The organism is Bifidobacterium sp. B4081, from assembly GCF_026537335.1.
In the GTDB taxonomy this organism is placed as follows: Bacteria; Actinomycetota; Actinomycetes; order Actinomycetales; family Bifidobacteriaceae; genus Bombiscardovia.
The window spans coordinates 683,426-702,824 of sequence record NZ_JAFNMM010000001.1; the positions used below are offsets into that span (position 1 = coordinate 683,426).

The window sequence follows — 19,399 nt, forward strand, 5'->3', positions numbered from 1 at the left end:
GATCACGGTCGGCAATGCCTCGGCCACCCGTTTGAAAGAGAAGAGAAGTATGGAATTGCGCGATTTGGCCATGCAGGCCGCCACCATTGCTGTGGAGGCCGGTCGTCATGCCCTCCAGGACCAGATCAACCCCCACGATCCCCGCTCCACCTCAGCCATCGGCCAAGGCACCCAGTTTTCGCCGAGCATTGACACGCGTCTGATCCGATACTGCCGGACCAAGATCGCCGCCCTGGACCCCATGGACGGCTTCTGGGAGGAGGAGGCCGGCAACCGCCGTCCAGGCGGTCGTTACTGGTGCCTGGGCCACATCGACGGTCCGGTCAACTATGTGCGCAACATGGCCGAATGGACACTGACCATCTCCCTCTTCGCCGTGGACGAGAAGGGTCACGCTTCACCGGTCCTGGGCATCGTGCATGCACCGGTCCTGGGCCTGACCTATCTGGCTGCCAAGGGTCAGGGCGCCATCAGGATCCGACGGACTATTGTGGGCGACAAGCGGGAGAAGATCATCCCCTCCACGATGACCACCCTGAATGGGTCAGTGATCAGCTTCGGTATGTCCTACTTCCCCAACGAGTCCGAAAAGGTCCTGCAGATCGTTTCACGCATGGCCGGCAAGCCTGCCGACATCAAGCGTGTTGGTCCGGTCTCGCTGGACCTGTGTCGGGTGGCGGACGGCAGCTACGACGCCTACTTCGAACCGGCCCTGCACTCCTGGGACATCCCCGCTGTCTCTGCAGCGGCTGTCGTGGTCCGGGAGGCCAAGGGCACCCTTTGGCGCTGGGACGGCGGACACGTGCGCTGGGAGGGCAGCAACGACGTGGTAGCCACCAACGGGCTCATCGCCGAGGATTTGAACACCTATCTGAGCGGACGCTGATTCGGGCAGGGAAGGAGAGCGACCATGGCTGAGGCATCCCAGCAGGGACGGCATATGGCAGCCGGGCAGCAGCAGGAACAGGAAGAGGATTTGCCGCAGACCGGGGCACGTGAACAGGGTCAGACGGCTCAGTCCGATCTTGATGCCGTCTTGGATGATATCGAGACCACCCTGGAGACCAATGCCAAGGAGTATGTGCAGGGCTTCGTCCAGAAGGGCGGCCAGTGATCCATGACGGATGGGCATGGGACTGACTCGGACTTTCGCAGAATATTCGGCATCGAGACCGAGTATGGACTGAGTCTGACCGGCGCCAGTGGCCCCTACGCCGCTGGCAGGGTGGCCATGGCCATGTTCCGTCCTCTGATCGAGAAGCACGGGTCAACCAACATCTATCTGCCCAATGGCGCTCGGCTTTACCTGGATGTGGGCTCCCACCCGGAGTATGCCACGGCGGAGGCCCGCAATCCGCTGACGGCACTGAAACAGGTGCTGGCCGGGGAGCGGATCATGACCGACCTTGCGGAGCGCGCTGGGAAACGCCTGACGGAGGATCTGGGCAGGCCCGTGAAGGTGCATGTCTTTGCCAACAATGTGGATGCCCGGGATCATGCCTTCGGTTGCCATGAGAACTACCTGCTGGATCGGGGAGTCCCCTTGGACATGATCGGAGCCTGCCTGGTCCCCTTTCTGGTCACCCGACAGCTGATCACCGGGGCGGGTCGTCTGGACCCAGATGGCTTCCAGATCAGCCAGCGGGCCGACTTTCTGGATGAGGCGGTTTCCTCGGCCACCACCCGTGCCCGTCCCATGGTCAACACCCGTGACGAGCCTCTGGCCGATCCCGAACGATGGCGGCGTCTGCATGTGATCGTAGGGGATACCAACCGTTCGCCGTTGGTCACTTGGTTCAAGATGGCCAGCACTCACGTGGTTCTGAACCTGATCGAGCAAGCCTGCCGTCAAGGCCGACGACCAGACCTGGCGGACTGGGCCCTGGCTGATCCCCGTGCAGCCGTCCGAGCCGTCAGTCGGGATCGGACCGGCCGGGTCACTCTGGAACTGCAGGCTTCCACGAAAACTGGCAGTATCAGCGCCCTGGGTCTGCAAGAGGCCTATTGGTCGGCCTGCAAGGATTTGGTTGACCAGCAGGAGGATATAGGCATCGATCGACCCCAGGCTCTGCAGGCCCTGCGACTTTGGAGGGTTGCCCTGGATGCGCTGGACGCGGGGCGTTGGCAGGATCTGGCTGACTGGGTGGATTGGGCCGCCAAGTTGCGGTTGATCCAGGGCCTGAGTCGACGAGAGGCCGGACGGGATCTGGCCGAGGCCCTGGATCTGGACTATCACGATCTGAGCGCCGGAAGATCCTTCCCTGGCCTGATCAGGCATGGGCTCATGCGCTCGCCGGTCGACGACTCGGAGATACGTCGCGCCATGGATCAACCTCCGGAGGATACCCGGGCCCGTCTGCGTGGCGACTTCGTCCGTGCCGCAGACCGGGGAACACGCAGCTGGTCATGCGACTGGAGCAACCTGGTCCTAGGCGGCTCTCACCGAGTAGAGGTTGCCCTGCCTAACCCCTTCGATCATCTGGGCCCACCCCGATACCACTCCTTGATGGACTTTCTCAAGAATGCCGCAGAACCTCGTGCCTAGAAGCCGAGTTTGCACCGCGGGACTTCCATTAGGTCTTCTCTAACCAAGAAGGGCCCCAGCATCCGTGGATGGATGCCGGGGCCCTTGCAGAAAGGCTGGTTTCACTTCTTGTTGGTGACGGCCTTCTTCAGCAGCGAGCCTGCGGAGATACGCACGCCGTAGCTGGCCGGAATCTTGATGGTCTCACCGGTGCGGGGGTTGCGGCCGGTGCGGGCGGCGCGCTTGACACGCTCGGCCGAGAACAGACCGGTCAGCTTCAGACCCTCACCGGACTTCATGGCCTCGACGAAGACATCCTGGAAGGCGTTGACAGCAGCTTCCGCTTGAGCCTTGGTCAGGTTGGACTTCTGCGCGATCTTCGAAACGAGATCAGACTTGTTGTATGCCATAGAACATCCTTCTTTCGGGGGCCTCCCATTGCTTGATTTGGGGGAAGCCCAACGGTCAATGACTGATATTACCGCAGATTAGGCCCAAACACCGCATTTTTCGGGGGTTTCCGACATTTCATCAAGCGATTTTTGAGGTCCTTGGGAATGAAAGTGTCCAAAGGGCTCTTCATATGCGATTGTGCTTGCTCAACCAGCGCATGGCAAGGGCTCCCAGGGGGATGCGCAGCCAGTAGGTGGCTACACGGAAGACCAGAGTGGCCGAGATGGCCACACCTGAGGGGACTCCAGCCAGGCGGAAGGCGGAGAAGAGTACGGCTTCTATGGCCCCTAGGCCGCCAGGAGTGGGAACAGCCGAACCTAGCGTGTTGGCCAGAAGGAAGACGAAAGTGGTCTCGAAAACGTTGGTCCTGCAGCCGAAGGCCATCAGGGCGGCCCAGAAACTCATGCCCAAGGCGGCCGACTGCAGCACAGCACCAAGCACGGCCACTACCAGCTGCCGGGGCTGAGTCAATATCTCTACAAGGTGGCGGGCGTAGGAGGCCACAATGGGCATCAAACGTTCCATGACCATTCGTCGTGTGTACGGCAGGGCCATGATCAGTGCTGCGATGATGGCCACTGTTCCGATGACGATGACCAGGGTGTTGGTGGGGATCATCCCGGATAGGGTGTTGCGTCCGGTGAACAGTCCGATGACGATCAGCAGGCAGAAGGTGGTCGCGAACTGGACGGCCACCACGGCGCTCATGATGGCCGTGGCCATGGTGTTGCCATAACCGTCCCGTCGCAAGAACTGCAGGTTGACGAAGGCCGGCCCCACTCCGGCAGGCATGGAGACCGAGGTGAAGGAGGAGGCCACCTGGGATAGGAAGATACCCTTGAAATCGCGCTTGGCCGGATCGATGAAGACTCCTAGAGTGATGGCGCAACCCACCCAAGACAGTGATCCCAGCAGGAAGGAGAGCCCAGCCATCCAAGGATTGGCATTGCGGACGGCGCTGATGACCTGAGGCAGGTTGAACTGGGTGACAATGACTGCCACAGCTACCACCAAGAGGGCCAGGGCCACGAAGCTGCGCAGACTGAAACGTGAGAGGGTTACCTGGCCGGTCTCAGCCACCGACTCAGGGGGAGCCAGAGCCTGCAACTGTTTGCGCAGGTCAGTCAGAATCTGTCGATCCCAGCCGGGCAGGGCTTGGGTCTGTGCGGGAATGGCTACCATCTGGCAGAATGGCGATAGCCCCGCCAGGGTCTTGACACCCCAGGAGGCACGGGCGGCATCAATGGCTTGATCCACCCCGATCATTGTGGCAATCAAGGCCAGAAGCTGGATCCGGTCCAGGGCAATGTTGGCCTGGGAGCTGGCGCTGTCGCCGTTCTCCCAGCCGGCGATGACCATGGAGCCCGACTGGTCCACGGCCAGAGTCTCCGGGCGGATGCGGCGGTGTGTGAAGCCGCGCTCGTTGGCCCGGCGAAGGTAGTCCATCAGCTGCTTGGCCCTGTCGGCGTCCAGGTTCTCAGGTTCCAGGGGATCAAGATGGACATCATCCTCCAGTACCAGAATTGAGGATTCGGCGCTCTCCGTCAGGCCATAAGGGTGCAGGGCGGGCAGCCCCAGGTCCCGCAATTCAGTCAGCAGGGCCATGTGGTGTTGCATGGAGTTTCTGACTGACCGGTCCCGGCGCATGGAGACTCCGGACAGCTTGATCCACTGCCAGAGCTGCATCAGATAGCCCATGGTGTGCAGCTGGCCGTCCATGACCGACACCGTGTAGGTGTGGCCTTGCCCGTCATGGGCTCTGTAGATGCGGGAGGCCTCAATGAGGTCGTCGTCGAGGGCTGGCAGGGGCTGGCCATCGGAGTCCAGACTGGGATCCTGACGTTCCAGACTCGTGGCATGGATGCCGATGGAGGCTATCGCCTGCACCACCCCCTGCCCCCAGGCGCCCTTGTTCTGTGTGCCCGCCAGGTATCGGACGACCATGCCCATGATTCGTCCAAGGATAAGCGAGACCAGAACCCCGCTGGCCGAATTGGAGGATATGGCGACCATGATGATGGCCACGACGTATAGAGCGTTCCATCCCCACTTGACCGAGCTGCGCAGGCGACGGGGTCCTGCTGCGCTCAGGAAGGCAGCTAGACCGGCATAGAAGTCAGGCAGCAGGACGGGCGACCCTATGGCGTTCTGGGAGCTGAATGAGGCGATCAGGGTCGGGTTGCCTGCCTTCAGGATGAGGTTGGAGGTCAGCATGACCAGCCCAAACCCCAGGAACATGGCCAGGGGGGCGGTGATGGCCTGGATCCATTCCCTGTTGACCAGCAGGTGGATTATCACGGCCAGGACCACGGTCACCGTCACCGCCTGTTGGAGGAAAGCGGTGGGTACGTCCATGAGCCAGTCCATGGCGTTGCCAGCCTGGCGCATGTCAGACTCGACTCCGGCCGCTATGCCTTTCAGGTAGACAGCTGCCAGGGTGACCAGGATTCCCAGGATCAGGGCTGCCAGGGCTCGAAGTAGGTCTTCGGCATCATGGACCCGCTGGGGTGGGGTATCTCTGATGACGACTTGGTCTTCCTGCCCAGGGTGGGCGGAATCAGCGTCCTCGGGGGTGGTGGTCGACTGGGACGGGGTCATGGTCAGTCGCGATCGAAGTCCACCAAGGTTCCGGCTGTGCCGGTGTAGGTTGCCGGCGTCAGGGCCTTGAGCCGACTGGCCGTGTCCTGGTCCAGGTCCAAGCCATCGATGAAGTGCTCGACATCCTCCCGGCCGATCCTCTTGCCCCGCATCAGCTCCTTGACCTGCTCATAGGGGTGATCCATGCCTGAGCGTCCAGCCAGTCCAGCGGCCCGCATGGCCGTCTGTATGGGCTCGCCTAGAACCTCCCAATTGCTGTCCAGCTCGCGGGCCATCAGGGTCTTGTCGGGGTGGATGGTCTGCAGGCCGCCGTCCAGGTTGTCCAGAGCCAGCAGGCTGTAGCCCAGGGCCGAACCTATGTTGCGTTGGGTGGTGGAGTCGGTCAGGTCCCGCTGCCAGCGGGTTTCGGTGAGGGTAGTGGCCAGGGTGTCCAGCAGGGCTCCCGAAATCTCCAGATTGGCTTCGGCGTTCTCGAAGCGTATGGGGTTGACCTTGTGGGGCATGGTGCTGGACCCTGTCGCGCCTTTGACAGGTTCCTGGGCAAAGACGCCACGGGAGATGTACATCCAGATGTCCACGGCCAGGTTGTGTAGGATCCGGCCCAGGTGGGCGATGTTGCCGAAGAGCTCGGCCTGCCAGTCGTGGGACTCTATCTGGGTGGTCAATGGGTTCCAGACCAGGCCCATCCGCTCGGTGATGAAGGTCCGGGTCAGATCAATCCAATCCACCTGCGGCAGGGCGGCCATATGGGCGCCAAAGGTTCCAGTGGCACCATTCATCTTGCCCATGTAGTCCTGATTGCGGATCCGGTCCAGCTGCCGGTGCAGCCGGTGGACGTAGACCGCCATCTCCTTGCCCAGGGTGGTGGGTGTGGCCGGCTGGCCGTGGGTCAGGGCAAGCATGGGCAGATCGCGGTATTGTTCTGCCATGGTGGCCAGGTGGTTCTCGATTCGGGTGGCCTTGGGGAGCCAGACCTGTTCGACCCCGCCTCGGATGCAGCGGGCATAGGACAGGTTGTTGATGTCCTCGCTGGTGCAGGCGAAGTGGACCAGGGGAGTCAGCCTGGGAAGTTGGGACTCGGGGCCAAGGGCTGTGGCTGCAGCCTCCAGACGGCGGTCGATGAAGTATTCCACTGCTTTGACATCGTGGTGGGTCTGGGCTTCGATACCTGCCAGTTCGGTGATGCCATCGGCATCGAAATCCTCGGGGATAGCCCGCAGATAAGCCTGCTCAGCCTTGGTCAGAGGCTTTACGCCCGGCAGGACCGGGTGCTGACCGTTGCCCTGGTAGCCGTTGGCCAGCATGATCATCCATTCGACCTCGACCCGTATACGCTCGCGGTTCAAGGCAGGTTCACTCAGGTAGTCCACCAGATCGCTGGTCTGTCTGCGGTAACGTCCGTCCAAAGGGTTGAGGGGGATGACTGGGGTGATTCGGCTCAGGTTCATGACTCCAGCCTAGACGACCGGGTCAACCAGCAGGAATCGATATGAGTGCTCTTGGGGGTCCGCGTGTCCCGCTCATCGCCGCAGCCTGCCGCGGTAGTAGCGGGTCTCCTGCAGATCGCCCTCGATGGCTTGGGCGAAGTGGTCGTCCTGACGTCGTACGGCTGGTGAATTCTGATCGCTGGCATCAGCCCAGGCCGCACGTTGGTAGGCCATGCCATGGGTGGATTCCTTGCCGGGGCCGGCAGTGGTCACCGACCGGCCAGTTTGGTTGCCACCTGGAGGGGGAGGTCCGCCCGCCCTTCCCCTGACAGTCAGTTGATTGGGCCGCGAGGGGTTGTCGGCTCCATCAAGACTGGAGACCAGTTCCTCGCGCATCTCCACGCTGGTGACCCAGGTGTCTGACCCTATCTGGCGGTGAGCGATGGGTGATCCGACGGTCACGATGTGATCGAAGTGGTAACGGTTGGAAAGATCCGAGGCCATGGTGGCGGCCACGATGCCGCCCTGGGAATGACCTACCAGGCTGACCGGATCGTCCGGACGCACCCCGGCCTCCCGCATGGCCTGGTCCACTAGACGCAGGGAGGCCGCACTTTCGCGCACTGAAGCCTTGTCGCTCATGAGCTGGATGTTTTGGCCCCAGCCGATGGGGGAATCGAGATGGGAGCTGGTGCCGGGTATGTAGACCAGCCAGCGGTCCTTGCCGTCCGCCTCCCGATATCGTTGTACAGCGATGGTTGCGTAAGGAATGCCGTCCCGGCAGGATCCCAAGGCCTCCAGATTCTGCAGAGCGGTGGCGATGTCATGAGCCTCGCCCAACCCCTTGCCCTGTGGCTGGACAGGATCCATCGTGAGCCGGTCACCCTGAAGATGAGCGAGTATGAAGGGCACCAGCAGACCTGGATCGGTGACCAATCTGCCAATAGGATCATGGTAGTCTGAAGTCAGGTCGGACGCGGCGGCGGCCAGCAGAGGCTGATGGATGCCGGCTGTAGTTTCCAGAAATTCCTGGAATTGCGAGGCATCCAGGTTGCCGGTCAGTTTAGCTGCTCCCAGGCTCAGACCGATGGTTCCCAACATGTACGGGGCGATGGGCTGAAAGAGGGTCACGGCCGTGGATATCAGGGAGTCCATCAGCTTTTCCATGAATGATTCCGCATGCGAGTACAACCCGTAGGCCTTGGTCAGCCGATCGGCCACAGACTGGAGTTTGGTGCGTAGGTTTTCGCAGGACTGAGCTTGGTCACGGCAGAAGGTCACCATCAGGTCCAGGGGCAGACGGGCGTGACCTGGTGGCGGCACGGCAGCCTGGGCGCAGGGGAGTGCCGGCAGTCCTGGCATGGTTCTGCGGATGGCCTGATCGGTAAGAATCCATTGTGTCTGCAGGGTGGCCAGGGCACCACCTGCCTGGTTGAGCCGGTCCGCCATGCCGGTCAGATGATCCAATTCGGTGCTGGTGTAACCGTTGGCGTCTGGTGCGGCAGTGATCGTCCGCTTCATGGCTGGCTCTCTTGATCGATCACGTTCAAGGTGCGTCCTGCCTGGACACGCTGATCCTGGCAGAGGGCATCCATGGCCCGTACCTGGGCCCGGTAGGCCTGAGCGGCCTTTCCCTGCCAGTCGACCCTAAGAGCTTGGCCGGCTAACTCGCTCAGGTGGACCAGGGTTGTTCTCGACTGCCGAGCCATATCGGCCAGCATGGTCCGGCAGCGGGCTGCCCGTGCGTGGCAGGGGCAGGCTCCGGCCGCCTCAGGATCGGACAGGTAGGAGGACTGCTCGAGGAAGGAGCCCCAGGTTGGTAGTAACGATGGTGATGACTTGTCCATGCGCCTACTTCATCACCGCGGTCACGCTTGCATGGCGTCGATTGGGCTATGTGGTCGAATGTTGCCTGACCCGTTTTGATGGGGACAGGTCTTTGCAAATGGTTGAGCAATGCCTGGTATGGCCGGTCACCAGGGTTTGACGCCCTTTTCCTGGTCCTGGTGGCCGCCCGTATTGCCTGTTGGGTTGGGGGAGGAGGAGGGATCGCTCTGTTGTTGGTTGCGCTTGAGCAGATCCTCCACCTCAGCCTCCTGCTGCTTGGTCAGCCCAGAGGATGAGCCCTTGCCTGATCCGCTCTTTCCATCCTGCCCATTCTTGGTTTTGTCTGCTTGTTGTTTTTTGAGTACCCGTTCCGTACGTTGGGTCAGCGCAGTACTGGTCGCTTGGTTGGCCTGCGCGGCCTGCCTGGTCTTCGGCAGAAGCAAGGGGCCCGGCCGCGCCGCTTGGGCGAAAAGGCGGTCTGCCTGATCTTGCAGCGCCTTGATTGCTGCCGGGTCTGCCTGTGGGTTTCGGGCCTGCCGGATGCTGGTGTTCAGTGTGCGCGTGGCCTCGTTGTAAGTGGCGATGGCTCTGACGTTGATCAGGCCCCATGCCCCGGCCAGCGCTGCTATCAGGGCTACAACAATAAGAACCAGACGCGTTCGAAGGATCTTCCTGCTCATAGCAATCTCCTCGAAGTACGGATCCATTGCCCTGCCTCAACCAGGACCAGGACCAGTTCCACCAGTGCCAAGGGCCAGACCAGTGGAGCGACATGTCGGCGTACCTGGTCGACCGTGGTCACCCGGTAGCGCTTGGAGACCGAAGCCGTAGCACCCTCGTGGACGGTGACCCCCTTGACCAGGGCCTGATAGTGGCCGCTCATCTCGTCGGCCATGGCCTTCAAGGTGTTCGGGTCCATGGCCGAGATGCCCGGCTGGCCGGTCTGCGGATCCTTCACCCAGCCTCCGGCATCGCTGCCGCCCACATCGGAGGTCAACGGCACCGTGCCTCCCTTGACTGAACCGGTTCCCAGGACAAAAGCCTCGTCCAACCCTTCTCTAAGAGCGCTGAAGGATCGCCGTTCGTCCCTGCCGGTCTGCTCCCCATCGCTGATCAGATAGAGCAGGATCCGGTCGTTGGGATGTCGGTCCTTGGTCTGCTTCAATGCCAGAGTCAGCCGATCGAGAGGAGCGTCCAGACTGGAACCCGAGGAACGGGAGGTGGGCTCTGTGGTCAGCCCACGGGCCCAGTTGTCCACAGCTCGTACGTCGGGGGTCAGGGGCAGATCGACGCTGGCCGAGGCACCGAAACTCAGAGCCGAGAAGGATGCATCCGGATAGATGTCGACCAGGTCTCGAACGGCCGCCTTGGCCGCCTCCAACCGGCTCATGCCGTCCTGGGTTCCATATCCGGCATCCTTGACTGCCATGGATCCGGTCACGTCAACCGCAATGAAGACATCAGTGGCGTTGACGGCCTTGTTGGTGGTTTTGCTGACGGTGCTGGGAGTCAGGACCATGAGGGCCAGGATCAGGACCATGGCGGTGCGTCGGGCCAGGGCCCAGCGATCGGCATCCGTATCCTGTCCCTTACGCAGTCCATGGATGACCAGCGCAATGGCCAGGAGCAAGAGCAGGCCTGCCAGAAGGCCGCCGGCCACCCAGCCCAGAGCAGGCTCAAAGGTCAGGGACTTGAGTATGTTCATCGCTTCAGCCTCCAGGCCAGGAGCAGATATGCGGACAGGGCCAGGGCCAGGGCCAGGGTCCACCAGCCGGGTGCATCCACCAGGCTGGACTGCTCCTGCTGGCGTGGGTCGGCTCCATGGCGACGTTCGATCCGGCGGACCAGCGCGTTGATGGAGTTCCCATCCTGCCGTCGCAGGAAGATACCGCCACGGGCTTCGATAAGCCGCTGCATCTGCTTGGTGGTCTCATCCTCGGTGCCTTGGTCCGGTCCCGAATAGAGCCCGTCCACCGCGATTTCTGCGGCCGAGGTCAGCTTGAGCGCCTCTTCCAGGGTGTACGTGGGTTTGCCGGAGACCACGTTATCGGTGGCCAGGACCAAGGAGCTCGAACGTTGGTCGGCCTTTGCCGGTCGGGTTTGGTTCTTGGGAGCGAATTGCGGCAGGAGCGCAGCGCAGCCCACCAGTCCGTCGCCGATCAGTGAGGTGGTGTCCCGGCGGTTCTGCGTGCCCTCCAGCCAGTCGCTGATGTCCTGGTACTGTCGTCCGCTCATGGCGTCGATGCGGTCCTGGGATTGCACCCCGTCCAGGATCCGCCGAGCCTTGCTTAATTCGGCAGTGATCATGTCATAGTCATCAGTCAGGGGGAAGACGGTGCGCGATGTGGAGTTGAAGATGCTCAGAGCCATGCGTTCGCCCCGGAAGTTGCGGACCAGATCGAGGTAGGAGGCGATCACCTGCCGGTCGTAGGGCAGGGTGGACCCGGACACATCAAGACATAGGACAATATCGCGGTTATGACCCTCCTCCAATGTCCGATCGACCCGGGCGGGCCTTGCAGCCAGGCTTAAAACCATCATCAGGGCCAGAGCGAGCAGGATTGCGGCGCAGCGGTTCAATCGCCGCCAGCGCCGCAGGGCCTCGTGGCCCTCCTCGGTGTCCAGGTCGTTGTCCAAGGTCCAGATCCGGGCTCCCGGTTCCTGATCCGGCCGGCCACGACGTGCCATACGGTGAGCCAGCAGGCCCACTGCCAATGCCAGGACCAGAGCCAGGACCGGCAGCCAGGGCCACCTCCAGGACAGATTGCCTATGCTCATCGTGGCCACCGTTCAATCAAATCCCGTACCCAGTCGGCTGCCTGATTCACCGTGGCGTCAGTTCCCTCGCTGTCCCGTGGAAGGGCGAATTCGGGCGGGTAGAGGGCATCTATGGTCTGTCGAAGCAGATCCAGACCCTGCTGCGTACTCGGCGTGCGGGGCTGAGCCTGGATTTCGGCCAAAGTCTTGGATTTCATGTCGCTGTTCCAGGAGTGGGAGGCAAATCCACGAGCGATAGTGGCCAGTGCTGTCATGGCCTGGTCGCGGTCCAGATGGCCCTTGTTGTACTGGGCCACCACCTGATCAATCCGCCGACGCCATGCATCGAGGGAGTCAGAGCTCGCCTGGATCGGATGCTCTTCCTGCTGACGGCGGAACATAGGCAAAAGAATGGCCGCTCCGGCCAGGGCCAGGGCCAGTATGATGGCGGTCGTTGTCAGAGCCAACAGCCAGGTGGGCTGGGTCATGGTGGGCATGACCTTGATTCGGCCATGATCGGACGCAAGACGAATCAGGACGACACCACTCATGCCGCCATCACCGTCCGTCGCATGGGGATGCCCGGTCTGCCGGCTGAAAGCAGGTGGATGAACCTGTTGAACATGGCTGTGCTGGAGTCTGCCCGGATCAGGGAGGCCCCGATTCTGGACAGTTCCCGGCTAAAGGCCTCAATCTGGTAGCGTCTGTGCAGGTCCACAGCTTGCGTCCCGTTCGCGGTTCGCAGGAAAGCCGGGATCCTGCGTCCGCTGGGCGCATCCTTTACCGAGCCCATAGCGGGCTGCTGGCGCAGGGGATTCATGGTCTCCACTCCGATGAGATTCAGGGGGTGGGTGGTTGCCAACTGTCGGATGGTCGGCATCAGGTCTACGTGCAATGCCGACTGGTCGGTGGCGATAACCAGCATGGCCTGCCGGTCCTGGATGCCGGCGGCGTAGCCCAGCAGGGCCTCAAGGTTGCGTGGCTGTTCCAGCGGTGACTCCAGAGCCCGGTCCAGCGTCTGTTCGAATCGAGCGAAGCCGCCCTGGCAGGGTATGCGGCGGATGGCGGACGAATTGACCAGGACCAGATCCACCTCATCGCTGCGGCGCAGGCTTAGGGAGGCGAACATGCACAGGGCGTTGGCGGCTACCTGGATGGCCTGCTCCCCGTCAGGGCAGGTTCCGGACATCTCGCGGCCAACGTCCAGCAACAGCCAGACCTTGCTGGTAACCAGGCGCTCGCGCTCCACCACCATGGGCCGACCCATCCGTGCGCTGGCGTGCCAGTCGATCATGCGGGTTTCGTCTCCGAACTCATAGGCGCGCAGGTCGGCGCGTTCGTCTCCACCGCCGCGTCGGCTGGAGGAGTGCTCACCCTCCAGCAGACCAAGGGCCCTGCGCACCGTGGGAAGCCGCAGGCTGGAGTCCAAGGACTCGATCCGCCTGCGGACCGGGTCGCGATCCGAGCGTCGACGGCTCATGGCACCGGCACCGTGTCGACGATCTGGTCGATGATGTCGTCGCTGCTGATGCCGTCGGCCTGAGCCTCGAAGGTCAGCAGAATCCGGTGGCGGAGTACTGAATGGGCCCAGTCCTTCAGATCCTCGGGAATGACGTAATCCCTGCCAGTCAGCAGGGCTCTGGCCTGGCCAATGCGCACCAGAGCGATGGAGGCACGCGGGCTGGCTCCCAGTCTCACCTGTTCGGCCAGCCCTTGGATGGGCCGCGATCCAGCCCCCCTGCTGGTGGCTGCCAGATCGACTGCATATCGCATGATGGGCTCTGCCACGTGGACCTGCCGGGCCTTCTGCCTCAAGAAGTCCACATCGGCGATGGTCAGTGCGTCCCGATCGTCCTTGCCGGGCATATCGGTGCCTCGACTGGTCAGCATCTGCAGCATTCGGGTCTCCTGGTCGGCATCAGGATAGGTCATGACGGCCTTGAGCATGAACCGGTCCATCTGGGCCTCGGGCAGGTTGTAGGTACCCTCCTCCTCAATGGGGTTTTGGGTGGCGATCACCATGAAGGGCCGGGGTAGGGCTATGCGCTCGCCGCCGATGGTGGTGGCGCCCTCGGCCATGGCCTCAAGCATGGCTGACTGGGTCTTGGCGTTGGAGCGGTTGATCTCGTCCAGGAGAACGAAGTTGGCGTGAATAGGGCCCAGTTGCGTCGAGAAGCGCTGTGTGGAGAAGTCATAAACCTGAGTGCCTACCAGATCCGAGGGCATTAGGTCGGGCGTGCACTGAATCCGCTTGAAGCTGCCGGAGACCGAGGTGGCCAGGGTCTGGGCGGCGGTGGTCTTGGCCAAGCCGGGCACGGATTCGATCAGGATGTGTCCGGAGGCCACCAGCGTCAGGATAAGGGCCTCGCGCAGGTTCTCCTGGCCTACCAGAGTCCTTGAAAAGCGGGTTCGGATCCGGTCGGCCAACTGACGGCAACGTTGCAGGTCGTCCTGGCTGATTGGCGGAACCTGCCGGTTCTGACCGGACTGAACAGATGGGGACTGACTGGGTCGTGGTGGGAATAATGCCATAGCAGACATGGTAACGGCATTTCCTGACGATTCAGCCAGCCGGACTCAGGTCAGGGACCAGTCCACCGGCTCGGCGCCCATGGCCTCCAGCGCTTCGTTGGCCTTGGAGAACGGACGGGACCCGAAGAAGCCGTATCGGGCCGACATGGGACTGGGGTGCGGGGATTTGATGATGGCCGCGTTGGTCAGCAGGGGCTCCAGGCTCTGGGCCTGTCTTCCCCAAAGAATGGCTACCAGGGGCCGGATCTTGCCCTCCTGGTCGCGCCTGTCGTTCAGAGCTCGGATGGCGGCGTCGGTGATCTCCTCCCAGCCCTTGTTCCGGTGGCTGGCCGGCTTGCCCACCCGAACAGTCAGGCAGCGGTTGAGCAGCATGACCCCTCGCCGGGTCCAAGGTGTCAGATCGCCGTTGGAGGGCGTGGGCAGGCCCAGGTCAGTACTCAGCTCGGCGTAGATATTGCGCAGGGAGCCGGGGATGGGGCTGACTGCAGGATCCACGCAGAAGCTTAGGCCTACCGGATGCCCGGGAGTCGGATAGGGATCCTGGCCCACGATCAGGACCTTGATGGAGTCGAAGGGGATGGTAAAGGCGCGCAGGATGTTCTTGCTGGCAGGCAGATAGCGGTGGCCCTGGGCCAGCTCGGATCTGAGGAAGTCGCCCATCCGGTGAATGTTGGGTTCGACAGGAGCGAGAGCCTTGGCCCAGCCGGGATCCACCAGGGCACTCAGAGGTTTGCGATGGGGTCGGCCCTGGCCTCCTGCTATGGTCGGAGGGTTGGTACCGGTTCCGTTCGTCGGCGCGGGGGAGGTTGCGGCAATAGGCTGGCTGCTGTTCATAAGGTCACTATATCGCTTGGTGCTATGAGCCGGCCAGGGTTGTCATGGCTCTCCCAGGCTTGCGGGAACGTCGGATGGTCAGTGGGATGCTGCTCCGGCGTCCCATTACCTATAATGGTTCAGGATCCGGTGGAGCAGAGGAGAGTTCATGGCTAGCACGCGCGACAATGGGACGCAGGCGCGCCCCCAGGTTCATGATGCGTTCGACAACCCTCCCAAGGGGCCGGTCGGTGTGCATCGGGGGCCTCGTTCCCTGTCGGTCAGGGTTCTGCCCTACCTGCTGGTGGTGGTCTTGGCCGTGCTGTGCGGACTGGGCCTATGGGCTGCAGTCAGTGGCTCCCTGCCCTGGCAGCAGACGCATACTGATTCCTCACAGGTCATCAGCAGCCATCTGCCCAAGAGGTCTGCATCCTCCTCTGCCTCAGAGAGCAAGACCTCTGCTGAAGAATCCTCACAGGGCCAGGCTTCACAACCGTCCTCGCAATCGCCTTCGGCGAGTGCATCCAGCAGCAGCCCGGCACCCGTGGTCAACAGGGGCACACAGGTGGCGGTCATCAACGGAACCAGGATCACCGGTTATGCAGGCAACAAGCGTCAGGTTCTGGTCAATGCCGGTTATACTGCGGTCACGGCAACCAACCCGCAGGGCGCTCTGTCTGGCGTAAGTACGGTCCGTTACCGTGACGAGGGTGACAAGGCTACTGCCCAGGAGGTGGCCAGCCTGTTGGGCATCACCCAGGTAGAGCAGTCCTCCGTGGCCTCCACTCCGGTGGAAGCCATCCTCATGCAGTGAGGTTCAACCAACCGGACGACCAAGGAAATTCGATGGCAAAAGTTCCCGAATTTCGGCTCGGCGTTTTGCAATTGCCCTATCAATGGGCCTAAACTGACCTTGCCGACCAGGCAGATGCGGTCAGTCTCGTATCTGTTGTGACGCGGCACCTATGTTAAGGAAGTTAGTTATGGCACAAGGCACTGTGAAATTCTTCAGCGCTGGCAAGGGTTACGGATTCATCAATCCCGACGATGGCGGCGAGGACGTGTTCGTGCACTACTCAGCCATTCAGTCCGACGGGTTCAAGACCCTTGATGAGGGAGATAAGGTCGAATATCAGGTGGAGCAGGGCCCCAAGGGTCTGCAGGCAACCAAGGTCACCAAGCTCTGATTGTCGTCTTCTGTATTCGTCATGGTGGATCCCGGTCATTCCGGGGTCCATTTTTTTATAGCATTCGTTTGAGAGCAGAGTGCGGATCGTCTGTGGGCACGGCTGATCGGTCAGGGCCGATATGACATACAGCCTGCAGCGTATTTTCCACTCAGGTTGGCACTCGGCCCCACCGAGTGCTAATCTGCTGAATTAGCACTCGAGGTGCGGGAGTGATAACACGACAGCTGACGGTCGGGTTCCGTTCCACGCCGACGGTGGGTCATGAAACCTCAAGCCATGACGGAGGAAGCAACAATGGCAAAAATCATCGAGTATGACGAGGAAGCTCGTCAGGGCATGCTTGCCGGCCTGGACAAGCTGGCCGACACGGTCAAGGTCACGCTGGGCCCCAAGGGTCGCAATGTGGTGCTGGACAAGTCCTACGGCGCGCCGACCATCACCAACGACGGTGTCTCCATCGCCAAGGAGATCGACCTGGAGGATCCTTACGAGCGCATCGGCGCCGAGCTGGTCAAGGAAGTAGCCAAGAAGACTGATGACGTAGCCGGAGACGGCACCACCACCGCCACCGTACTGGCCCAGTCCCTGGTGCATGAGGGTCTGAAGAACGTGGCTGCCGGGTCCAACCCCATCGCCCTGCGTCGCGGCATCGAGAAGGCGGCCGATGCCATCGTCAAGGAGCTCGTGGCACAGTCCAAGGAAGTCGAGACCAAGGATCAGATCGCTGCCACCGCCACCATCTCTGCAGGCGACCCCGAGATCGGCAATGAGATCGCCGAGGCTCTGGACAAGGTCGGTCAGGACGGCGTGGTCACCGTCGAGGACAACAACCGCTTCGGCCTGGACCTGGAGTTCACCGAGGGCATGCGTTTCGACAAGGGCTACATCGCTCCCTACTTCGTCACCAACAACGACGACCAGACCGCCGTTCTGGATGATCCATACATTCTGCTGACCTCAGGCAAGGTCTCCAGCCAGCAGGACGTGGTCCACATCGCCGAGCTGGTCATGAAGACCGGCAAGCCGCTGCTGATCGTCGCTGAGGACGTGGACGGCGAGGCGCTGCCCACCCTGATCCTCAACAAGATCCGCGGCACCTTCAACTCCTGCGCCGTCAAGGCCCCTGGCTTTGGCGACCGCCGAAAGGCCATGCTGCAGGATATGGCCATTCTGACCGGCGCACAGGTGGTTTCCGATGAGCTCGGCCTCAAGCTGGACTCCATCGACATGAGCGTGCTGGGCACCGCCAAGAAGGTCATCGTCTCCAAGGACGAGACCACCATCGTCTCCGGAGGTGGTTCCAAGGACGAGGTCTCCGCTCGCGTGGGCCAGATCCGCACCGAGATCGAGAACACCGACTCCGACTACGACCGTGAGAAGCTGCAGGAGCGGCTGGCCAAGCTGGCCGGCGGCGTGGCCGTCATCAAGGTCGGCGCAGCCACCGAGGTCGAAGCCAAGGAGCGCAAGCACCGCATCGAAGATGCTGTCCGCAACGCCAAGGCCGCTATCGAGGAGGGCCTGCTGCCCGGAGGTGGCGTGGCTCTGGTTCAGGCCGCTGCCAAGGCCGAGAAGGATGTCAAGCTGGATGGCGACGAGTCCACCGGCGCATCCATCGTCTTCCGCGCCATCGAGGCCCCCATCAAGCAGATTGCCGAGAACAGCGGCGTCTCCGGTGACGTGGTCATCAACAAGGTTCGTTCGCTGCCTGCTGGTCAGGGCTTCAACGCCGCCAACAACGAGTACCAGGATCTGCTGGAGGCCGGCGTGGCCGACCCTGTCAAGGTGACTCGTTCTGCTCTGCAGAACGCTGCCTCCATCGCCGGGCTCTTCCTGACCACCGAGGCCGTCGTGGCCAACAAGCCTGAGCCTCCGGCACCTGCTGCCGCTCAGCCTCAGGGCGACATGGGCTACTGATCCCTCGAGGTTCGGCCCGGCTTTTCGGCCGAACTGATTGATCGCCAAGGACAGGGGCCTGCGCACCGGATAATGGTGCGCAGGCCCCTGTCTCTGTTCTTGTACTCGTTGACCGTCTGTTTTCGTTTTCCGCATATGCTTGCCAGGTCCGGGGCCGATCCGCCATGATCACATAGCTCCAGGTTGCTTGCATGTATCAACCAGGCGTCAGGCTCCGGCGAACAGACGGGTGGCCTGGGCCTCGGTGTCCGCATAGAGCGACGATGCCTGTGTCAGAGCTGCCTGGATACCTTCAAGCGCCTGTTCCATCTGAGCCTGCGAGGCGCGCCACTGCTGGGCCACCGTGGCGAATTGGCTGGCCGCCGAGCCCTGCCAGACGCTTTGCAGATTGTCCAGATTGGTGTACATTCCCGCCACGGCATCTCTGATGGCTCCTATTGAGCCGCTGACCGCGCCGGAGGCTGTCTGTATCTGATCAGAATCAACTTGGAATCGTGTCATGATTGTCCTTTCCGTGAATGGCGGTGATGGTGGGGGAGTCCACTGCCGTCAACCGCTACTGTGGACACTATGACAGTGTTCAAGCAGTTGCCCCGTCCGCGGATCCATGTGGTCGAACGAGTCCCCTTCCACAAGACGAATCCGGTCGGCGTTTCACCCATAAGGCGGGTGCTGGCTTTCCTGCTCCTGATGATTGTGATGGTCGGCGTCCTGGGGCCGATCAAGGCTTTTGCCGATGAGCCTCAGACTGGGGCCGGAACCATGACCGACACGATCACCGATCCGCAGAATTTGCTGGGTTCTGACGTGGGATCAGTCAAGGATGCCATTGAGGAAACCGCGCAGCAGACAGGAGTATCGGTCCGACTGCTCTACCTTCCGCATTTCTATCAGGGTGTTAAGCCTGAGACCTGGGCATCCAGGGTGCTCGAATCGATGAAGCCCACCCACGACACGGTTCTGCTGGCTGTGGCCTCTCAGGACGGCAAATTGGTCGTGGCGGTCTCCAGCAACTCGCAGGCCTGGCTCAAGGACCAATCCAGCGTGGATCAGCTCTCGCAGGCGGCTCTGGAGCCAGTCACCAAGGGCCGCAATCCCGACTGGGTGGGCTCGGCCAAGGCCATGATGGACCAGGTTGAGACTCTTGACCAAAACCACCGGCATCACCGGGTGATGATCATTGCTCTTTCGGCGACGGTTGTCGTCCTGATCGTGCTGGGCGTAGCCGTTACGATTTGGTGGCGTCGCAGTAGCCGAACCGGGGCTCATCATCGCAAGTCCGGCGCTGCAAAGAAACAATTACGCCCGGCAGAGACGGTCAGCAAACTATCAGAGAATACCCAGAAAGAGGCGGCAAGCTGAAG

Annotated in this window: 20 protein-coding genes; 7 read left to right on the forward strand and 13 right to left on the reverse strand. The window is 62.0% G+C overall.

Annotated features, from left to right (window positions below; all coding sequences use genetic code 11):
* The first annotated feature begins 49 nt into the window (after positions 1 to 49).
* Genes J3T92_RS03065 through J3T92_RS03075 form a run of 3 tightly spaced genes read left to right on the forward strand, consistent with a single transcriptional unit; the run spans position 50 to position 2,545 of the window.
* Positions 50 to 886 carry an inositol monophosphatase family protein gene (locus tag J3T92_RS03065; RefSeq protein WP_024626589.1) on the forward strand — a complete coding sequence of 279 codons (837 nt, stop codon included), beginning with the start codon at positions 50 to 52 and terminating at the stop codon, positions 884 to 886.
* 24 nt (positions 887 to 910) lie between these two features.
* Positions 911 to 1,114 (forward strand): ubiquitin-like protein Pup, encoded by a 204-nt coding sequence (locus tag J3T92_RS03070; protein ID WP_024626588.1) that lies wholly within the window; start codon positions 911 to 913, stop codon positions 1,112 to 1,114.
* Positions 1,115 to 1,117: 3 nt separating this feature from the next.
* On the forward strand, positions 1,118 to 2,545 hold the full coding sequence (locus J3T92_RS03075; protein ID WP_267399671.1) for a proteasome accessory factor PafA2 family protein: 1,428 nt from the start codon (positions 1,118 to 1,120) through the stop codon (positions 2,543 to 2,545).
* A gap of 101 nt (positions 2,546 to 2,646) precedes the next feature.
* Here the strand turns inward: J3T92_RS03075 and J3T92_RS03080 are convergent, their stop codons facing one another.
* The 12 genes from J3T92_RS03080 to J3T92_RS03135 all read right to left on the reverse strand — a co-directional run bounded on the left by J3T92_RS03080 (position 2,647) and on the right by J3T92_RS03135 (position 14,952).
* Positions 2,647 to 2,934 carry an HU family DNA-binding protein gene (locus tag J3T92_RS03080; RefSeq protein WP_015022121.1) on the reverse strand — a complete coding sequence of 96 codons (288 nt, stop codon included), beginning with the start codon at positions 2,932 to 2,934 and terminating at the stop codon, positions 2,647 to 2,649.
* A gap of 169 nt (positions 2,935 to 3,103) precedes the next feature.
* Complete coding sequence (locus tag J3T92_RS03085; protein WP_267399672.1) at positions 3,104 to 5,575, reverse strand: lysylphosphatidylglycerol synthase transmembrane domain-containing protein; 2,472 nt, start codon at positions 5,573 to 5,575, stop codon at positions 3,104 to 3,106.
* Between the two features lie 2 nt (positions 5,576 to 5,577).
* Positions 5,578 to 7,023 carry an adenylosuccinate lyase gene (gene purB, locus J3T92_RS03090; protein WP_267399673.1) on the reverse strand — a complete coding sequence of 482 codons (1,446 nt, stop codon included), beginning with the start codon at positions 7,021 to 7,023 and terminating at the stop codon, positions 5,578 to 5,580.
* A 72-nt stretch (positions 7,024 to 7,095) separates the two neighbouring features.
* Positions 7,096 to 8,523 carry an alpha/beta hydrolase gene (locus J3T92_RS03095; RefSeq protein ID WP_267399674.1) on the reverse strand — a complete coding sequence of 476 codons (1,428 nt, stop codon included), beginning with the start codon at positions 8,521 to 8,523 and terminating at the stop codon, positions 7,096 to 7,098.
* Positions 8,520 to 8,849, reverse strand: coding sequence for a hypothetical protein (locus J3T92_RS03100; RefSeq protein WP_267399675.1), 330 nt, complete (start codon positions 8,847 to 8,849; stop codon positions 8,520 to 8,522). The genes J3T92_RS03095 and J3T92_RS03100 overlap by 4 nt, the downstream gene beginning before the upstream one ends.
* A gap of 126 nt (positions 8,850 to 8,975) precedes the next feature.
* On the reverse strand, positions 8,976 to 9,509 hold the full coding sequence (locus J3T92_RS03105; RefSeq protein ID WP_267399676.1) for a DUF6466 family protein: 534 nt from the start codon (positions 9,507 to 9,509) through the stop codon (positions 8,976 to 8,978).
* The gene (locus J3T92_RS03110) at positions 9,506 to 10,534 is read right to left on the reverse strand and encodes a vWA domain-containing protein (RefSeq protein WP_267399677.1); all 1,029 of its coding nucleotides are present in this window, start codon (positions 10,532 to 10,534) and stop codon (positions 9,506 to 9,508) included. Before J3T92_RS03110 ends, J3T92_RS03105 begins: the two co-directional genes overlap by 4 nt.
* A complete protein-coding gene (locus J3T92_RS03115) occupies positions 10,531 to 11,607 on the reverse strand; it encodes a vWA domain-containing protein (protein ID WP_267399678.1) in 1,077 nt (358 codons plus the stop codon). The genes J3T92_RS03110 and J3T92_RS03115 overlap by 4 nt, the downstream gene beginning before the upstream one ends.
* Positions 11,604 to 12,137, reverse strand: a complete 534-nt coding sequence (locus J3T92_RS03120; protein ID WP_267399679.1) for a hypothetical protein — start codon at positions 12,135 to 12,137, stop codon at positions 11,604 to 11,606. Before J3T92_RS03120 ends, J3T92_RS03115 begins: the two co-directional genes overlap by 4 nt.
* Positions 12,134 to 13,066, reverse strand: coding sequence for a DUF58 domain-containing protein (locus tag J3T92_RS03125; protein WP_267399680.1), 933 nt, complete (start codon positions 13,064 to 13,066; stop codon positions 12,134 to 12,136). The genes J3T92_RS03120 and J3T92_RS03125 overlap by 4 nt, the downstream gene beginning before the upstream one ends.
* On the reverse strand, positions 13,063 to 14,118 hold the full coding sequence (locus tag J3T92_RS03130; protein WP_373312847.1) for an AAA family ATPase: 1,056 nt from the start codon (positions 14,116 to 14,118) through the stop codon (positions 13,063 to 13,065). Before J3T92_RS03130 ends, J3T92_RS03125 begins: the two co-directional genes overlap by 4 nt.
* Positions 14,119 to 14,163: 45 nt before the next feature.
* A complete protein-coding gene (locus tag J3T92_RS03135; protein WP_267399681.1) occupies positions 14,164 to 14,952 on the reverse strand; it encodes a uracil-DNA glycosylase in 789 nt (262 codons plus the stop codon).
* A 148-nt stretch (positions 14,953 to 15,100) separates the two neighbouring features.
* Here J3T92_RS03135 and J3T92_RS03140 point away from each other — a divergent pair, with 148 nt between their 5' ends.
* The 3 genes from J3T92_RS03140 (at position 15,101) to groL (ending at position 18,035) form a co-directional block, all read left to right on the forward strand.
* Entirely contained in the window at positions 15,101 to 15,745 is a 645-nt protein-coding gene (locus tag J3T92_RS03140) for a LytR C-terminal domain-containing protein (protein WP_267399682.1), read from the forward strand.
* A gap of 169 nt (positions 15,746 to 15,914) precedes the next feature.
* Positions 15,915 to 16,118 (forward strand): cold-shock protein, encoded by a 204-nt coding sequence (locus J3T92_RS03145; RefSeq protein ID WP_015022108.1) that lies wholly within the window; start codon positions 15,915 to 15,917, stop codon positions 16,116 to 16,118.
* Positions 16,119 to 16,415: 297 nt separating this feature from the next.
* Positions 16,416 to 18,035, forward strand: coding sequence for a chaperonin GroEL (gene groL, locus J3T92_RS03150; RefSeq protein WP_024626575.1), 1,620 nt, complete (start codon positions 16,416 to 16,418; stop codon positions 18,033 to 18,035).
* A 207-nt stretch (positions 18,036 to 18,242) separates the two neighbouring features.
* On the opposite strand, the gene J3T92_RS03155 is transcribed toward groL, so the two are convergent.
* Entirely contained in the window at positions 18,243 to 18,536 is a 294-nt protein-coding gene (locus J3T92_RS03155; protein ID WP_024626574.1) for a WXG100 family type VII secretion target, read from the reverse strand.
* Positions 18,537 to 18,605: 69 nt separating this feature from the next.
* Between J3T92_RS03155 and J3T92_RS03160 the strand changes: the two genes are divergently transcribed.
* Positions 18,606 to 19,397, forward strand: a complete 792-nt coding sequence (locus J3T92_RS03160) for a TPM domain-containing protein (RefSeq protein WP_267399684.1) — start codon at positions 18,606 to 18,608, stop codon at positions 19,395 to 19,397.
* Positions 19,398 to 19,399 lie beyond the last annotated feature (2 nt).

Bases quoted from the DNA above. Each gene is read 5' to 3' on its own strand.
- J3T92_RS03065 (WP_024626589.1), top strand. From the start codon at position 50: ATGGAATTGCGCGATTTGGCCATGCAGGCCGCCACCATTGCTGTGGAG.
- J3T92_RS03070 (WP_024626588.1), top strand. From the start codon at position 911: ATGGCTGAGGCATCCCAGCAGGGACGGCATATGGCAGCCGGGCAGCAG.
- J3T92_RS03075 (WP_267399671.1), top strand. From the start codon at position 1,118: ATGACGGATGGGCATGGGACTGACTCGGACTTTCGCAGAATATTCGGC.
- J3T92_RS03080 (WP_015022121.1), bottom strand. From the start codon at position 2,934: ATGGCATACAACAAGTCTGATCTCGTTTCGAAGATCGCGCAGAAGTCC.
- J3T92_RS03085 (WP_267399672.1), bottom strand. From the start codon at position 5,575: ATGACCCCGTCCCAGTCGACCACCACCCCCGAGGACGCTGATTCCGCC.
- purB (WP_267399673.1), bottom strand. From the start codon at position 7,023: ATGAACCTGAGCCGAATCACCCCAGTCATCCCCCTCAACCCTTTGGAC.
- J3T92_RS03095 (WP_267399674.1), bottom strand. From the start codon at position 8,523: ATGAAGCGGACGATCACTGCCGCACCAGACGCCAACGGTTACACCAGC.
- J3T92_RS03100 (WP_267399675.1), bottom strand. From the start codon at position 8,849: ATGGACAAGTCATCACCATCGTTACTACCAACCTGGGGCTCCTTCCTC.
- J3T92_RS03105 (WP_267399676.1), bottom strand. From the start codon at position 9,509: ATGAGCAGGAAGATCCTTCGAACGCGTCTGGTTCTTATTGTTGTAGCC.
- J3T92_RS03110 (WP_267399677.1), bottom strand. From the start codon at position 10,534: ATGAACATACTCAAGTCCCTGACCTTTGAGCCTGCTCTGGGCTGGGTG.
- J3T92_RS03115 (WP_267399678.1), bottom strand. From the start codon at position 11,607: ATGAGCATAGGCAATCTGTCCTGGAGGTGGCCCTGGCTGCCGGTCCTG.
- J3T92_RS03120 (WP_267399679.1), bottom strand. From the start codon at position 12,137: ATGAGTGGTGTCGTCCTGATTCGTCTTGCGTCCGATCATGGCCGAATC.
- J3T92_RS03125 (WP_267399680.1), bottom strand. From the start codon at position 13,066: ATGAGCCGTCGACGCTCGGATCGCGACCCGGTCCGCAGGCGGATCGAG.
- J3T92_RS03130 (WP_373312847.1), bottom strand. From the start codon at position 14,118: ATGGCATTATTCCCACCACGACCCAGTCAGTCCCCATCTGTTCAGTCC.
- J3T92_RS03135 (WP_267399681.1), bottom strand. From the start codon at position 14,952: ATGAACAGCAGCCAGCCTATTGCCGCAACCTCCCCCGCGCCGACGAAC.
- J3T92_RS03140 (WP_267399682.1), top strand. From the start codon at position 15,101: ATGGCTAGCACGCGCGACAATGGGACGCAGGCGCGCCCCCAGGTTCAT.
- J3T92_RS03145 (WP_015022108.1), top strand. From the start codon at position 15,915: ATGGCACAAGGCACTGTGAAATTCTTCAGCGCTGGCAAGGGTTACGGA.
- groL (WP_024626575.1), top strand. From the start codon at position 16,416: ATGGCAAAAATCATCGAGTATGACGAGGAAGCTCGTCAGGGCATGCTT.
- J3T92_RS03155 (WP_024626574.1), bottom strand. From the start codon at position 18,536: ATGACACGATTCCAAGTTGATTCTGATCAGATACAGACAGCCTCCGGC.
- J3T92_RS03160 (WP_267399684.1), top strand. From the start codon at position 18,606: ATGACAGTGTTCAAGCAGTTGCCCCGTCCGCGGATCCATGTGGTCGAA.